The organism is Actinomycetota bacterium (assembly GCA_013152275.1).
Classification (GTDB): Bacteria; Actinomycetota; Acidimicrobiia; order Spongiisociales; family UBA4744; genus BMS3Bbin01.
This window is the reverse complement of record JAADGS010000090.1, coordinates 64,983-79,972: the sequence shown is the minus strand read 5'-3', so window position 1 is coordinate 79,972 and position 14,990 is coordinate 64,983. Positions and strand designations below refer to the sequence as shown.

Below are 14,990 nucleotides of genomic sequence, written 5' to 3'. Positions count from 1 at the left end.
ACGTTCCCCAAGGTGCTTCGGCACATGGCAGCAACCATGGGTGATCGAATCGCCTTGCAGGAGAAACGCTATGGGATCTGGCAGGCGGAGAACTGGGCGGAGTTCAACGGGCGGGTTCGAGCCTTTGCTCAGGGCATCTCGACGATGGGGGTCGGTCGAGGAGACGTCATCGCCGTTCTCGGCGACAACCGTCCCGAGTGGCTGATCGCCGAGCTCGGTGTCCAGGCGCTTGGGGGCATGTCGGTGGGGATCTACCCGACCTCTATCGGCGAGGAGATCGTCCACATCATCACACATGCCGGAATCAGGCTGATCGTTGCAGAAGATCAGGAGCAGGTGGACAAGCTGATCGATCTTCCTTCGACGATCGAGAAGATCATCTACTACGACCCGCAGGGTCTGGAACTCTACGACGATCCGAAACTGATCGAGTTCACCAAGGTCGAAGAACTCGGGCGGGTGTTCGAGGCCGAGCACCCGGACTGGATCGACGAACAGATCGACCTGGGCTCGGGTGAGGACACCGCCGTGCTGTGTACGACCAGCGGCACGACCGGCCTGCCCAAGCTGGCGATGCTGAGTCACCGCAACCTCCTTTCCATGGGGAGGAACCTCATGGAGGCAGATCCGCTCGACGCCGAGGACCGCTTCGTGAGTTTTCTTCCGTTTGCGTGGGTGGGGGAGCAGATGATGGCGTTGGCCTGTGGATTCCAGGCGGGGTTCACCATCAGCTTTCCTGAAGAGGCCGAAACGGTCCAGTCCGACATGCGTGAGATAGGGCCGAACGTCATGTTTGCGCCGCCGAGGATCTGGGAGTCGATGCTGTCAACGGTGCAGGTGCGCATTGGTGAAGCCGGTTGGCTCAAGAAACACGTCTTCTCGTGGGGATTCGACGTCGGGGAGGAAGCCGCGGATCTCCTCGTGCGAGGCGAGCAGCTTCCGCCGGGTTTGCGGTACCGGCTGGCGATCGCGGATGTGGTCGCGTTGAGACCGGTACGCGATCAGCTCGGCCTCACTCGCATCAAACGCGCCTACACAGGGGGTGCACCGCTCGGACCCGACGTGTTTCGTTTCTTCCACTCGATCGGAGTGAACCTCAAACAGATCTATGGGCAGACGGAGATCTGTGGCATCGCCGTCGTTCACCGGGATGGAGACATCAAGTTCAACACGGTGGGTACCCCGATTGCCGGAACCGAGATGCGCATCGCAGACGATGGAGAGATCCTGTTGCGCTCTCCGGCTGTGTTCCAGGGCTACTACCGCAATCCGGAAGCAACGGAGAGTGCTCTCGAAGCCGACGGATGGTTGCATACGGGCGACGCCGGTTTCATCGACGAGGACGGACAACTTGTCGTCATCGACCGGGCCAAAGACGTCATGCACCTTCCTGACGGTACGGCATTCTCTCCCGCATTCATCGAGAACAAGATGAAGTTCTCACAGTTCGTCGAAGAGGCCGTGACTTTCGGCGGAGACCATCCGTACATCGCTGCCATCATCACCATCGACGGCCAGACCGTCGGTGCATGGGCGGAGCGAGAGCATCTCGCATACACGACCTACACGGACTTGTCACAGATGGACGAGGTGTACACACTGGTCGCGGAGGACATTGCCAAGGCGAATCAGGACCTGCCGCCCGGCGCTCGCGTGCGGCGGTTCCTCATCCTGCACAAGCAGTTCGATCCGGATGACGACGAAATCACCAGGACCCGCAAGGTCCGCCGGGGAACGATTGCCACCCGGTATGCGGACCTCATCGAGGCTCTCTACACGCCCGAGAGAGAGGCAGTCACGATTACCAGTACGATCACCTATCAAGACGGGACGACGGTTGATCGTGAGGTTCGTCTGAGGATCTTCGACATGGAGACGTTCACACCCTCGGGCAAGCGTCGTCGCTACGCATGGAGCACCGGACGATGAGCACCTTTATCCAGCTGACGGTCAACGGTCTGGCAAACGGGGCGATTCTCGCCCTTGCGGCACTCGGGTTCGTCCTGATCTTCAAAGCGACCGGCGTCATCAACTTCGCGCAAGGAGAGTTCCTCCTCATCGGCGCCTATGTGGTCTGGGCCGGGATGGTGACCTTTGGGCTGGCGTGGCCTCTGGCCGTGCTCCTGGGAATCGTCGTCGCCATCGGTATGGGGGTGGCCATCGAACGATCCGTGCTTCGGCCGATGGTCGGGGAGTCCGCGATTGCGGTGATCATGGTCACGATCGGCCTCTCGGCGGTGCTCAGGTCACTCGTGCAGGGGATCTGGGGGACGAACCTACGCAAGATGCCGACGATCATTCCGGATGTCTCTGTCGTCCTCTTCGGCGCGCCGCTTCCAGAGAACCGGCTGTGGGCGATCGGTATCGCTCTCGTCGCGTTGGCGGCCTTCGCTCTCTTCTTCCGAAAGTCCCACTTCGGTGTGGCGATGCGGGCGGTGGCAGACGATCAGCAGGCCGCCATGGTGATGGGGATCAGTGTTCGCAGAATCTTCGCATTGTCCTGGGCGCTGGCTGCCGTCAGCGCCGTCTTTGGCGGTGTCCTCGTGGCGATCATGATCGGCGTTTCCATCGGTGTGGCTTCGTTCGGCTTGCTCGTCTTCGCGGTCGTGATCGTCGGAGGGCTGGATTCGATCGCGGGCGCTCTCATCGGAGGGCTGATCATCGGGCTGACTCGTCAGTACGTTGCCGGCTACGTGAGCGCCGGACTCGGCGAAGTCGTCCCCTACCTGGTGCTCGTCCTCGTGCTGCTCATCAAGCCGTACGGAATGTTCGGCGAAGTGCGGATCGAGAGGGTGTAGGCGATGGCGATAGCAACGGGTATCTATCACACCAAATACAGTCAAGATCTGGCACTTCGCCAGACCAAGGCGGACTGGATCCGGCTGTCGGTGCTCCTCGTGTTCCTCGGTGTCGTTCCGTTCGTTGCCTCTTCGTACTGGCTCACAATCCTCAATATGGTCGGCATTGCCGCAATCGGAGCCATCGGGCTGAACATCCTCACCGGTTTCACGGGATTGATCAGTCTCGGGCAGGGAGGCTTCCTTGCCGTCGGCGCGTATACGGCCGGCATTCTGATCGCACGATTGCACTGGCCGACGCCACTGGGGATCGCTGCCGCCGTGCTCGTCACCGCGGCCGTCGGAGCGGTGATCGGGCTTCCGGCAGTCCGCCTCAAGGGGCTCTACCTGGCGATCGCCACGTTGGCCGCGCAAGTGATCATCATCTATGTCGTTCGGACGTGGGACGTGGTCACCGGTGGCGTGGAGTCGCTCGTGGTTCCCCGACCGGTTGCCTTCAAGACGGAGATCAGGTCCGAGTTCATCTGGTATTGGATCATCCTGGCGCTCGTCGTCCTCGCGACACTTGCGGCGCTCAATCTGTTCCGGACGGGTCTCGGCAGGTCCTTCGTGGCCATTCGAGATCAGGACATCGCCGCGGATGTGATCGGGGTCACCGTCTGGAAGTACAAGCTGTGGTCCTTCGCGATATCTTCGGGGTTCGTAGGTCTTGCCGGAGCCCTGCTCGCCTCCTATCGGAGCATCGTCACCTGGGAGCGCTTCACCTTCGACGTGTCGATCACCTACCTGGCGATGATCATCGTCGGTGGGCTCGGCAGTGTCGCCGGGGCCATCTATGGGGCCGGATTCATGACGGTGGTCCCCGCACTGATCCAGCGTGCGGGGCAGTCGATCCAGGGCGTGCTGCCGGCCCTGTCCCAACAGCTCCCCGCGATCCAGCTTGGTGTATTCGGGCTTGTCATCATTCTGTTTCTGATTTTCGAGCCTCGAGGGCTTGCACGGATATGGGAACGCATCCGTGACTACTTCCGACTGTGGCCATTCAGATATTGAGAGGAGGAAGGCCATGAAGAGAACCGCAATCTATCTTGCCTTGGGAATGGTGCTGGCCCTGCTGGTAGCCGCCTGTGGAGGTGGTGGTTCGAGCAGCAGCGAGCCGATCAAGGTGGGCGCGATCTTCGACCTGACGGGACCAACCGGAGACGTGGGGACGCCGTATGCCGACGGCGTTCGCGGCTACGTCGACTGGTTGAACGCGAAGGGTGGGATCGACGGACGCCAGATCGACCTCAAGTGGCAGGACTATCAGTACAAGGTGGACACCGCCGAGCAGCTGTACTCTCAGTATGTCTCTGAGGGAATCGTCGCGTTCATGGGCTGGGGCACCGGTGACACGGAGGCTTTGAGGACTCGGATCACCGAAGACAAGATCCCGTTCATGTCGGCTTCCTACTCGGAAGCGCTCACGAACCCCGCCGACACGCCGTACAACTTCGTCGTGGCGACGAGCTACTCGGATCAGATGCGGATCGCGTTGAAATGGATCAGTGAGAACTACAGCGGTCGTGCAGAGATCGCCGTGTTCCACCATGACAGCCCGTTCGGGCTCTCACCGGTTGCCGACGGTGCCGCGTACATCCAGTCCAAGGGACTGGACATGGGATACGCGGACTATGCGATGCCTGGTGGTGCCACCGATTATCTGGCCGAGTTGACGAAGGCGAAGGCTCAGGGTGTGACGCACATCATCGTGCAGAACGTGTCGAGTCCTGCCGCCTTGCTGGCTCGTGATGTCAAGGGTCAGGGTCTCGACGTCACGATGATCTGTCTGAACTGGTGTGCGGACGAAGGCTTCGTGAACCTGGCCGGTGACGCGGCCGAAGGCGTCATGGGTGTGTTGCCGTGGGCGTCGGTGCAGTCGGATGATCCCGGTTTCAAGGCACCGAGCGAGTTCCTGAAGTCGCAGGGTAAGACCCTGACGGACGAGGGCCTGCATTACACGCAGGGCTGGTACACGATGGCTGTGATGGCCCAGGCCATCAAGAATGTCGTCGATGCCGGCGACGACGTGACGGGTCCGGCGATCAAGAGCGCCCTCGAGTCGATATCGAACTTCGATACGGGAGGCGTCAGCGTTCCCATCGGGTTCTCGAAAACCAGTCACAAAGGTATGGCAGGTGCCGGTATCTACAAGGTGGAGAACGGAGTCTGGACGCGTGTCATATCGGAGATGACTCCGTAGTGACGACGACGGCCACGGGCGACTGGGCAGGGGCGGCGGGAACCGCCCCTGCCACCGGCGTGCTTCTCGATGTCAACAACGTCGAGGTGATCTACGACGAGGTGATCCTCGTGCTACGCGGCCTCTCCCTGCAGGTGAAACGTGGCGATCTCATCGCCCTGCTCGGTGCGAACGGGGCCGGCAAGTCCACGACCCTCAAAGCGATCATGGGCTTGCTGCCGTCCGAAGACGGCGAGATCAGCGAAGGGCACATCAGCTTCGACGGCATGGAGATCACCGAGTTCGATCCGGCCCATATCGTTCGGTCGGGGATCTCGCTCGTCATGGAGGGAAGGAGGGTCTTCGAGCACTTGACCGTGCACGAAAACCTGATCGCCGCGGCGTATTCGCGCTGGCGGGAAGGCAACGTGTCCGATGAGTTCCGGCTGGTGTACGAGTACTTTCCACAGCTCGAGGAGCGATCCAATCAGGTGGCCGGTTACCTGTCGGGAGGTGAGCAGCAGATGCTGGCGATGGGACGTGCCCTCATGCAGCGGCCGAAGCTGCTCATGCTCGACGAGCCGTCGCTCGGACTCGCTCCGATCCTCGTGCGAGAGATCTTCGCCATCATCCAGAGGCTGCATCGAGATCTCGGGACGACGGTTCTTCTCGTCGAGCAGAACGCCAGGCTGGCATTGAACATTGCCGACCATGGCTACATCATGGAGAACGGCCGAATCGTGCTCGAGGGACCGGCAGGCGAATTGGCGGAGAACCCCGACGTGCAGGAGTTCTATCTGGGAATCAGCGAGTCGGGTGAACGCAAGAGCTACCGCGACGTCAAGCACTACAAGCGACGGAAACGCTGGCTCTGAGGCTCGAGGAGACAAGCGATGACACCTGAAGAATACGGCCGCGGTCTCGATAGCGTGGTCGGCGCATTCGTGGAAGCTGCGGCGGCGAAATCGACGGCGTTTTTCGAGCGGCTCGAGAGCGCAGGCCTGGTAGCCGCAGAGATGCGAACCGTCCAGGACCTGAGCCGGCTGCCCGTGCTCTCCAAGGACGATCTCCTTCAATTACAGATCATGGAACGTCCCTTCGGGGGCTTGCTCGCCGAAGGCGCCGCGGTGCGACGCCTCTTCCAGTCGCCGGGGCCTCTCTACGAACCGGAACTGGATCGGACCGACCCGTGGAGGTGGGCGCCGGCGCTTCGTGCCGCCGGTTTCGAATCCAACGACATCGTGCTCAACGCGTTCGGCTACCACCTGTCTCCGGCGGGAGCGATGTTCGAAGAGGGCGCCCGCGCCGTTGGATGCGCGGTTCTGCCCGGGGGAGTCGGAAACATGGACCTGCAGGTGCAGGCATGTGCCGACCTGGGGATCACGGCATTCATAGGACTTCCGAGCTACCTCAAGGCACTGCTCGAGAAAGCCGAGGCGATCGGTGTCGATCTGCAGATTCACCACGCGTTCGTAACCGCCGAGCCGCTCCCTCCCTCTCTGCGGTCCTGGCTCGAGGAACGCGTGTCGTCCGTGCGGCAGGGATATGGAACGGCCGAGACGGGAAACCTCGGTTACGAGTGTGAACGGGCCGAAGGTCTCCACGTTCCCGACGACGCGCTCGTGCAGGTCTGCGATCCGGTCGGCGGCGAGCCGCTTTGGAATGGAGAAGAGGGACAGGTCGTTGTCACGCTCTTCGAGGAAGACTATCCGCTGGTTCGATTCGGGACGGGAGACCTCTCCAGGTTCATCGTCGAGCCCTGTGGCTGTCGGCGTGCGACACCGCGTCTCGCCGGATGGCTGGGTCGTGTCGGTGATGCCGTGAAGGTTCGGGGAATGTTCCTCCATCCGGCTCAGGCCGAGCGGGCGCTCGCGGAGACTCCCGGGCTGGACTCATTCAGGTTCGTGATCGACCGGGTCGAGCATCGTGATGAGTTGCGCTGCGAAATCGTTGCCGAGGAAGGAATCGACGAATCGGCCCTCTCCGAGGCAGTCGAGCAGAAGATCAGATCGGCGCTGCGGTTTCGCGTCGATGTGCAGGTCGTCGGTGATCTGCCCGGCGATGGCATCATCGACGATCGGCGCACCTGGGAGTAGAGAGTTCTCAGTTTTCGGTCGTCAGTTCTCGGTTATCAGTTCTCAGTCATCAGTTTTCGGTAAGACACGCGACGACGTGCAGTTCGTAGCTGATGACCGGCCGTCGACCGACGGTTCCCCTCAGGTCACGCTCGCATCTATACTCTTATGGCCTATGCCTCTGAATGAGGACTCTCTGCTCAGTACCCCTGATGCTCGCGTGCACCTTCGCGTTCCGTCCAACCACTTGATGCTCGAACTGGTGGGTGAGCGAGACGCGCACTTGCGATCCCTGGAGAGCGCCTATCCGAACGTCCAGGTGATCGCCCGAGGGAACGAATTCATGCTCGCCGGCGACGGGGCCGAAGAGGTGCGTACCGTCCTCGAAGAGCTTCTGATCCTGGTCCAAGAGGGCCAAACCCTCGACGCAGACCGCGTTCGCCGGGTCATCCAGATGGTCGGAGAGGATGTCCCGAGTCCCTCCGGAATACTCACCGAAGGAGTTCCTGTCGGGCGTGGCAAGGTGGTGAGACCGAAGACGGTCGGCCAGAGCAGATACATCGCCGCGATCCGTGAGAACACCATGGTCTTCGCCGTCGGACCCGCTGGGACAGGGAAGACCTATCTTGCCATGGCTGCCGCCGTCGAATCGTTGAAGACCGGTGCGGTCAGCAGAATCTTGTTGACGAGGCCCGCCGTGGAGGCCGGCGAGCGCCTGGGGTTCCTTCCCGGCGATCTCGCGGCCAAGATCGACCCCTACCTGCGACCGCTCAACGACGCCCTCTATGAGATGCTCGGACCCGAAGAGACCGGCAGGTTGATGGATCGGGGAACCATAGAGATCGCTCCGCTGGCGTACATGCGCGGGCGAACATTGAACGACGCATGCGTGGTCCTCGACGAGGCGCAGAACACATCACCGGAGCAGATGAAGATGTTTCTCACTCGACTCGGGTTCAATTCGAAGATGATCGTCACCGGAGACATCACCCAGGTCGACCTGCCGACGGGGAGAGGCTCAGGCCTTCGGATAGCCCGCCACGTTCTCCGGGGAATCCCCGGTGTCGCGTTCGTGGAACTCACCTCGAGGGATGTCGTCCGTCATCGCATCGTTGCGGCGATCGTGGACGCGTACCAGCGGTATGAGGACCAGCGCTCCCATGAGTAGATACCTGACAAGGGCCACCGTAGTGCGCCTGCTGATCGTCGTCGCCACCGTCGCACTGACGTGGGGGGCGCTGATGATCGGACAGCAGACCGCCGCCGTGACGGTCACCGTCGGGGAGCCGTCACCACAAGACTTCTTCGCCGATCGGTCCGTCACGGTCGTCGATCCTGTCACGACGGCCGAGGATAAGAATGCGGCGGCCGACAAGATCGAAACGGTGTATTCACCGGATCCTGAACGAAGCCAGGAGGTGCTCGTCGGGATCGGACAGCTCTTCGATACCGTCGCGGCAGCCGTGTTCCTGCCTGAGCCCGAACCTGTGACTTCCACGACGACGACGGTCACGGAGCCCGAGATCACGACTACGGCCCCGACCACGACGGTGGCCGGCGGCGAAGGATCGACGACCACGACGACGCAGGCTCCCGCGACCACCGAGGTCACAGGGATCGTCTTTCTCGATGCGGACGGGAACGGCGTGTTCGACACCGAGGCAGGGGATTACCCGAAAGCCGGTGCGACGGTCGTGATCACGGGCAATGACGGAGCCGTTCAAGAGGTGGAGACCGATCAGGAAGGCCGGTATCGGGCCACGGGCGTGGAAGTCGGGACCGTCGTCGTCGATGTCGATACTTCGACGATTCCCAAACACTTCGCGCTCTCGACGATCGGTAATCCTCAGTCGTTCACTGCTCGAGAGGGCAAGGTGCTCGAGGTGGATCCGATCGGCTTCGCGCCGCAGCTGAGCGACATCGAAACGCAGATCCAGTTGCTCGAAGCAGAGTATCCGACGTTGCAGCCCGAGACCCGAAAGCTCCTCGTCTCGGTGGCCACCGGAGACGTGATGCGCCTTGTCACCGGCCGTGTTCCATACCTTGCCGAGATCCGTGCGGCAGCGCTCGATCGCGCAACAACGTTGCTGCAGCAGGGCCTGGCGAATGCCGACGACCTCGCCACCGCTCGGGCGGGTCTCGCGCAGATGCCACCCACCGTCAGCTTGGACGGAAGTCTCGACTTCGACGCGAGCAAGGCGGCCGGCGATGTCGTTTCCGCGTTGCTCCAGATCAACAAGTTCAAAGACGAGGCCAAGACCGAACAACTCAAGCAAGAGGCCAGGGACGCGGTGGCCGATACCGAGGTGGAGTACAAGCAGGGCGAGAAGATCGTGGGCGTCGGCACCCCGGTGACCGAGGTTCAACTCGCCGCCATCGAACAACTCAGTCTGTTGCGCCAAACGGTGCCCGAGCAGGCAGCCATGTTGCTCGTCGTCGTCCTGGTTGTCGGCATGTTGATCTTCTACCTGGCTCGGTTCCGCGCCCAGTTCTGGGCGCACACGCGAAGAGTGCTCTTGTTCGGGCTTCTCATCGTGCTGGCGGCGCTGGTCGCTCGCGGCGTGGCGATCCTGACACCTGCGGATCAGCCTGCGGTCGGATTCCTGCTTCCGGCGGCGATGTTCGGATTCATGGCCGCGATCCTGTTCGATGCGCGAATCGGTGTCGTCATGGCGATGGCGGTCGGGGCGCTGACCGGTCTCGCAACTCGCGACGCCGGCCTCACCCTCTTCGCCCTGCTCTCCGCGATGACACCCATCCCCTTCGTCTCCTCCATTTCTGCCCGAGGAGACCTGCGCAAGGCGATCGTGTACACCGCCCTGGTGATGTTCCCCATGGCCGCGGGAATCGCTTGGTTCTTCAACGGCTGGGACGGTGCGGTTACGGCAGGACTGTACGGGTTCGCAAACGGGTTGTTCCTGTCCGGGTTGATTGGCGTGGCCGCCGTTTCGTTCCTCGAGATCATGTTCGACGTGACGACGACGCTCCGACTTCTGGACCTGACGGATCGCAACCATCCGGCACTCCAGATGATGGAAGAGGAGGCCCGGGGTACGTTCAACCATTCGTTGATGGTCGGGACGCTCGCCGACAAGGCCGCGAAGGCGATCGGCGCCAACAACCTGCTCGCAAGGGCAGCCGCGTACTATCACGACCTCGGCAAGACACAGAATCCTCAGTTCTTCATCGAGAACCAGTTCGGTATCTCCAACCCGCATGACAGTCTTCCGCCGGAGGAATCTGCCGCGATCATTCGCGATCACGTTTCCAAGGGTGTCGAGTTGGCGAAACGGTATCGGATACCGACGGCGGTGGCGGACGGAATAGTGTCTCACCACGGTGACGGAATCATGCGGTACTTCTATCACAAGGCGTGTGAGCGTTATGGCGTCGACAACGTCGACGTGGACGACTATCGCCATTACGGGCACAAGCCCCAGTCGAAGGAGATGGCGATCCTCATGATGGCCGATGCCCTGGAGAGTGCGGCGAGGGCGGTGTTTGCCGACAAGGACCCGACGCCGGATCGGATCGAGGAGATCGTGGAACAGGTCGTCGGTGAGAAGGTCGCCGATGGGCAACTGGGGGAGAGCGACCTCACGCTTGGCGAGCTCACGAGGGTCAAGGCCGCATTCGTCGATTCGCTCGTTGGCTATTACCACCAACGGATTCCCTACCCGGGCTTCCCGGATTCGCCTGCCGAATCACCGCCGATCACGACACCCAAGGCGATCTGATGAGCGTCTTCCTGGCCGACGAACAGGATGATCCGGTCGAAGCCGAGCCGCTCCGGCGGCTTGCCGCGACCGTGCTCGAGGAAGAAGGCCTTCCGCGTCAAGCCGACCTGACGCTGATGCTCGTCGGTCTCGACCAGATGACCGAGTACAACGATCGCTTCATGGAACGAAAGGGACCGACCGACGTCCTGGCGTTTCCTCTCGAGCACCTCTCTCCAGGGGAGTATCCCAATCCCGGTCCGGGAGAGCCGCCGTTGAATCTGGGGGACGTCGTGATCGCTCCCAAGTATGTGCGAGAACAGGCCGACCAGATGGGGGTGTCGTTCGAAGATGAACTGGCGCTCATGGTCGTGCATGGCATCCTCCACCTGCTCGGGTACGACCACATGAATGACGAGGACGCAGAGCGAATGGAAGCCCGCGAGAGGGCGCTCTTGAAGAAAGCCGGAAGGCGATGGCCATGACCAGCCCGTGCTTCTTCGCTCTTCGTAGCGGGCACGTCGGGTCGGGCTCCTGGTTCGGGGGCCACACATGATCCTCGGTTTCGCGGCGTCGCTGCTGTTTCTGGTGCTTGCCGGCGTTGTCCGTGCAGCCGCCGTCTCGTTGATGTTGACGGCGCGTGCGGACGCCATGAGAGATGGAGCGGAGGACGTAGGGGGCGCCGGCACCGTCGCGGTTCTCCTCGAAGATCGGGTGGGGCTCCAGCCGTCCATCGGGATGGTCCATTCAGGGATCCTGGTGGCCGCTGCGGTCCCGGCCACGTGGGCGCTCACGATCTCCCTGTCAGGTTGGGCGCTCTTGGGCGCGCTCGTCGGTCTTGCGGCCGTGATCCTCCTCGTGGGGGACATACTCCCGCGAGCTTATGGACGGGGGCATCCGGCCACACTCGCGTACCGTTTCTCAGGACTGCTCTCCTTCGTGGCCGGGCTTGGCCGGCGGACGGGTGACCTGCTGATCGAAGAGCCGGAAGAAGACGATGTGCCCGACGAGGACGAGGAAGAGGAGCTGAAGCTGATCAGTTCCGTCCTCGAGTTCTCGGACACGCTCGTACGCGAGGTGATGGTTCCTCGTCCTGACATGGTGACGATCGACCGGGAAGAGACGACAGACAAGGCGCTCGACATCGTGATCGAGGAGGGTTTCTCGAGGATTCCCGTCGTGGGGGAGAGTCCCGATGACATCGTCGGTTTCGTGTACGCCAAAGACCTGCTGATCATCATGGATCGCGGCGGTGGTTCGGAGCCCGTGACGCGCATCATGCGGCCGGTCTATTTCGTACCCGAGACCAAGCGTATCTCCGACTTGCTTCGGGACATGCAGGCACGACAGCAGCACATGGCGATCGTGGTGGACGAGTTCGGGGGGACGGCCGGTCTGGTGACCATCGAGGATCTTCTGGAGGAACTCGTCGGGGAGATCATCGACGAATACGACACGGAGGACCCGCTCTTCATCGAAGAGGAGAGCGGTACCTATCTCGTCGACGGCCGGTTCCCTGTCGAGGACCTGGAAGACGCGCTCGATGTCGAGTTGGCGCACGACGAATGGGACACGGTCGGCGGCCTGCTCCTGGACCTCGCCGGCCGGGTTCCGTATGAGGGGGAGGCCTTCGAGGGATACGGTGTCCGCTTCGTCGTCGTCAAAGTACAGGGGCGGAGGGTGATCCAGGTTCGTGCGACCCGCCTGACGACCACATGAGGTCGGGGTTCGTGCCGGTCGTTGGACGTCCGAATGTGGGCAAGTCGACGCTGGTCAACGCACTGGTCGGGCACAAGGTGGTGATCACGTCTCCTCGTCCGCAGACGACACGCAACGTCGTGCGCGGCGTCGTGACCGTGACCGAAGAGCCCGAGTTCCAGGCAGTTCTGGTCGACACTCCGGGCCTTCACAAACCACGCAACGCCTTGGGTGAACGACTCAATCGGCTCGTCTACGGAACGCTTGCCGAGGCAGACGCGGTCCTCTTTCTCCTCGACGCGACCGCCGCGGTCGGTCCCGGCGACCGCCTGATCGCGCAGCGGCTCACGAAGGCGGGATCGCCCGTGATCGTCGTTGTCAACAAGACCGACGCTGCGAGGAGAGGGCAGATACCCGAACGTCTGGCCGAGGCGGCGGTGTGGGAGTTTGCCGCATATGTGCCGGTGAGCGCGCTGCGCGGGGAGGGCTTGGACTCGATCCTGAGCGAGTTGGGCAAACTCCTGCCCGAAGGTCCGCAGTATTTTCCGGCGGATGCGGTCACCGATCAGCCGGAGTCCTTTCTCGCGGGCGAATTGATCAGAGAGAAGTTCCTTGCCCGCCTCCGAGATGAGCTTCCTCATTCACTCGTCGTCGACGTTCGCGACATCGAGCAGCGTCCCGACGGTTCGGTGTACGTCGACGCCCGCATCATCGTGGAGCGCACTTCGCAGAAGGGCATCGTCATCGGCAAGGGCGGGATTCTGCTTCGCGACGCAGGATCTGAGGCTCGCACGGATTTGGAGCGGCTGTTCGGAACGCGGGTCTATCTCGATCTGCGTGTCCGGGTCGAGAAGAACTGGCAGCGCAAACCTCAGATGCTGGATCGATTCGGATTTCATTAGGACGTACTTGGCAGCTCTCGGGACTTGGTAGCGTGGCCTTGCAGCGATTCCGGCTGCAGTACGAAGTACGGAATACGAAGTACGAAGTACCGTCAGGTCGCAGTCCGACCGTTACCATCTCACCCATGGGTCTTCGCAGCGATCAGGGGATCGTGCTCCGCAGCTTTCCGTTCGGGGAAGCGGACCGCGTCGTGGTCATCCTGAGCCCCAACAACGGCAAGCTCAGGACGGTCGCAAAAGGAGTCCGCAAAACGAAGAGCCGCTTCGGCGGCCGGCTCGAACCATTCACGCACGTCGATCTGGTCCTGTACGAGGGGCGTAACCTGGATACGATTACCCAGGCTTCGGCGATCGAAGCATTCCCAAATGTCCGGTTGGATCTGGATCGGGTACTCGCAGCCGGCACGATGGTCGAGGTCGTCGATGCGGTGGCGAGGGAGGGCGATCCTTCGCTCCGACTCTTCCTGCTGCTCCAGCGAGGTCTCAGGGCTCTCGATCGACACGGTGAAGGACCTGATCTCGTGACCTCCTTCTTGCTGAAACTCACCGACGTCGTCGGGTTCGCTCCGGCGCTCGATCATTGTGCCGGCTGTGGAAGAGCAGATGTTCCCCTCCGATTCAGTCTTTCGGCAGGCGGGGCCGTGTGCACCTCGTGCCGGCCGAGTGGGACGATCCTGCTGCGTCCGGGCCTGACCGGCTACCTGGTGGGCCTCGCCACTTCGGATCTCGACAAGCTTCCTCCAGAGGACCGCGCCTTCTCGGGCGAAGCGCTCGGGCTCACGAGGAGATTCCTCGAATACCATCTGGAGCGGAGGCTGTCCTCCCTGGCGGTGATGCATGAGTGAGCCGCACCTCGACCCGGATCGGATCCCAACGCACGTCGGACTCATCCTCGACGGCAACGGACGTTGGGCCGAGCAGCGAGATCTCCCGCGTACCGCAGGACATGCTGCAGGGGAGGCCGCGTTGTTTGCCACCATCGAGTCGGCTCGGAAACTCGGGGTGGCGTGGCTCAGTGCCTTCACGTTCTCGACCGAGAACTGGTCCCGGTCCGAGGACGAGGTGGAGTTTCTCATGTTCTTCAACGAGGACCTCCTGCTGCGGCGGCGCGACGAACTCGACGCGCAAGGGATTCGCATCTATTTCGCCGGTGATCTGGACGACCCCCGCATTCCCGAGCGGAACCGGGCCCGAATGGTGGAGACATCGGCAATGACGGCTGCGAACGACGGCATGCGTCTCGTGTTCGCCTTCAACTACGGAAGCAGGGTAGAGATCGCCGACGCCGCCAGACGCCTCGCTCTGCTCGTTCGGCGTGGCGAGCTGGATCCTGAGCGGATCGATCCGTCGGTGTTCGCAGGACAGCTCTACGTGCCGGAGATGCCCGATGTGGACCTTGTCATCAGAACTTCGGGCGAGATGCGCCTGTCGAACTTTCTGCTGTGGCAGGCGGCCTATGCCGAGTTCGTATTCCCGGAAGTTCTCTGGCCCGACTTCTCCCGGGAGGATCTCGTCGCAGCGATCGCCGAGTATCAACGTCGCAAGCGGCGCTTCGGGAGTGCGTAGCCGGGCTCGCTTCG

The 14,990-nt window shown here is 62.2% G+C and carries 13 protein-coding genes; all 13 read left to right on the top strand.

Going from position 1 to position 14,990, the window contains the following annotated elements:
• Nucleotides 1-24 precede the first annotated feature (24 nt).
• The 13 genes from GXP34_13970 (at nt 25) to uppS (ending at nt 14,976) form a co-directional block, all read left to right on the top strand.
• Nucleotides 25-1,929, top strand: a complete 1,905-nt coding sequence (locus GXP34_13970) for a long-chain fatty acid--CoA ligase (protein ID NOY57073.1) — start codon at nt 25-27, stop codon at nt 1,927-1,929.
• Nucleotides 1,926-2,798, top strand: a complete 873-nt coding sequence (locus GXP34_13965; GenBank protein NOY57072.1) for a branched-chain amino acid ABC transporter permease — start codon at nt 1,926-1,928, stop codon at nt 2,796-2,798. The genes GXP34_13970 and GXP34_13965 overlap by 4 nt, the downstream gene beginning before the upstream one ends.
• A 9-nt stretch (nt 2,799-2,807) precedes the next feature.
• Nucleotides 2,808-3,851: a branched-chain amino acid ABC transporter permease gene (locus tag GXP34_13960; GenBank protein NOY57071.1), complete on the top strand. Its 1,044-nt coding sequence runs from the start codon at nt 2,808-2,810 to the stop codon at nt 3,849-3,851.
• 13 nt (nt 3,852-3,864) lie between these two features.
• A complete protein-coding gene (locus GXP34_13955) occupies nt 3,865-5,040 on the top strand; it encodes an ABC transporter substrate-binding protein (GenBank protein ID NOY57070.1) in 1,176 nt (391 codons plus the stop codon).
• Between the two features lie 59 nt (nt 5,041-5,099).
• The gene (locus GXP34_13950) at nt 5,100-5,894 is read left to right on the top strand and encodes an ABC transporter ATP-binding protein (protein ID NOY57069.1); all 795 of its coding nucleotides are present in this window, start codon (nt 5,100-5,102) and stop codon (nt 5,892-5,894) included.
• Between the two features lie 18 nt (nt 5,895-5,912).
• On the top strand, nt 5,913-7,115 hold the full coding sequence (locus tag GXP34_13945) for a phenylacetate--CoA ligase (protein NOY57068.1): 1,203 nt from the start codon (nt 5,913-5,915) through the stop codon (nt 7,113-7,115).
• A gap of 154 nt (nt 7,116-7,269) precedes the next feature.
• The gene (locus GXP34_13940; protein ID NOY57067.1) at nt 7,270-8,262 is read left to right on the top strand and encodes a PhoH family protein; all 993 of its coding nucleotides are present in this window, start codon (nt 7,270-7,272) and stop codon (nt 8,260-8,262) included.
• Nucleotides 8,255-10,831 (top strand): HDIG domain-containing protein, encoded by a 2,577-nt coding sequence (locus GXP34_13935; protein ID NOY57066.1) that lies wholly within the window; start codon nt 8,255-8,257, stop codon nt 10,829-10,831. The genes GXP34_13940 and GXP34_13935 overlap by 8 nt, the downstream gene beginning before the upstream one ends.
• The gene (ybeY, locus tag GXP34_13930) at nt 10,831-11,295 is read left to right on the top strand and encodes an rRNA maturation RNase YbeY (protein NOY57065.1); all 465 of its coding nucleotides are present in this window, start codon (nt 10,831-10,833) and stop codon (nt 11,293-11,295) included. Before GXP34_13935 ends, ybeY begins: the two co-directional genes overlap by 1 nt.
• A gap of 67 nt (nt 11,296-11,362) precedes the next feature.
• Nucleotides 11,363-12,529, top strand: a complete 1,167-nt coding sequence (locus GXP34_13925) for an HlyC/CorC family transporter (protein NOY57064.1) — start codon at nt 11,363-11,365, stop codon at nt 12,527-12,529.
• Complete coding sequence (locus GXP34_13920; GenBank protein NOY57063.1) at nt 12,526-13,410, top strand: GTPase Era; 885 nt, start codon at nt 12,526-12,528, stop codon at nt 13,408-13,410. Before GXP34_13925 ends, GXP34_13920 begins: the two co-directional genes overlap by 4 nt.
• A gap of 125 nt (nt 13,411-13,535) precedes the next feature.
• Complete coding sequence (gene recO / locus GXP34_13915; protein NOY57062.1) at nt 13,536-14,255, top strand: DNA repair protein RecO; 720 nt, start codon at nt 13,536-13,538, stop codon at nt 14,253-14,255.
• Nucleotides 14,248-14,976 carry a di-trans,poly-cis-decaprenylcistransferase gene (gene uppS, locus GXP34_13910; protein ID NOY57061.1) on the top strand — a complete coding sequence of 243 codons (729 nt, stop codon included), beginning with the start codon at nt 14,248-14,250 and terminating at the stop codon, nt 14,974-14,976. The genes recO and uppS overlap by 8 nt, the downstream gene beginning before the upstream one ends.
• Nucleotides 14,977-14,990: the final 14 nt, after the last annotated feature.

Coding starts and splice junctions, on each gene's coding strand:
- GXP34_13970 (NOY57073.1), top strand. CDS start 25: ATGGCAGCAACCATGGGTGATCGAATCGCCTTGCAGGAGAAACGCTAT.
- GXP34_13965 (NOY57072.1), top strand. CDS start 1,926: ATGAGCACCTTTATCCAGCTGACGGTCAACGGTCTGGCAAACGGGGCG.
- GXP34_13955 (NOY57070.1), top strand. CDS start 3,865: ATGAAGAGAACCGCAATCTATCTTGCCTTGGGAATGGTGCTGGCCCTG.
- GXP34_13945 (NOY57068.1), top strand. CDS start 5,913: ATGACACCTGAAGAATACGGCCGCGGTCTCGATAGCGTGGTCGGCGCA.
- GXP34_13940 (NOY57067.1), top strand. CDS start 7,270: ATGCCTCTGAATGAGGACTCTCTGCTCAGTACCCCTGATGCTCGCGTG.
- GXP34_13935 (NOY57066.1), top strand. CDS start 8,255: ATGAGTAGATACCTGACAAGGGCCACCGTAGTGCGCCTGCTGATCGTC.
- ybeY (NOY57065.1), top strand. CDS start 10,831: ATGAGCGTCTTCCTGGCCGACGAACAGGATGATCCGGTCGAAGCCGAG.
- GXP34_13925 (NOY57064.1), top strand. CDS start 11,363: ATGATCCTCGGTTTCGCGGCGTCGCTGCTGTTTCTGGTGCTTGCCGGC.
- GXP34_13920 (NOY57063.1), top strand. CDS start 12,526: ATGAGGTCGGGGTTCGTGCCGGTCGTTGGACGTCCGAATGTGGGCAAG.
- recO (NOY57062.1), top strand. CDS start 13,536: ATGGGTCTTCGCAGCGATCAGGGGATCGTGCTCCGCAGCTTTCCGTTC.
- uppS (NOY57061.1), top strand. CDS start 14,248: ATGAGTGAGCCGCACCTCGACCCGGATCGGATCCCAACGCACGTCGGA.